This is a genomic window from Novosphingobium sp. 11B (assembly GCF_054589055.1).
On the sequence record NZ_BAAILP010000259.1, the window covers coordinates 1 to 371 of the forward strand.

The 371-nt window shown below is 73.0% G+C and carries 1 pseudogene; it reads right to left on the reverse strand.

Features of this window, described 5'->3' with window-relative positions:
• Positions 1–371, reverse strand: a pseudogene (locus tag ACYPYD_RS22770) (aldehyde dehydrogenase (NADP(+))); the annotation flags it as partial.

Here is a 371-nt window from a genome sequence, read left to right on the forward strand (position 1 = left end):
ACCTTGCGCTCCAGCACCGGCAGCAGCAGCGCGGCCTCCGCCTCGTCCTCGGCGTCGAGGATCAGGGTGGCGGTGAGCTGGCCTTCGAGGGCGGCGATGACCTTGAGCGCCTCGGCCATGTCGGTGACGGTGATGACCAGCGAGGAGGAGCCGAAGACTTCCGCGCCCAGCGCCGGATCGGCGAGGAAATCGGCCGCCGTGGTGCGGAACAGGGCGCCCTGCGCCTGATGCGGGCCGGTCGGCTCGACGCCGCGTGCGAGGGTGGTTACAGCGCCGTGGCCCGCCAGCGCGCTCACGCCCTCGACATAGGCCGAGTGGATGCCCGGCGTCAGCATGTCCTGCGCCGCGCTGCCGCCCATCGCCGCCGAGGC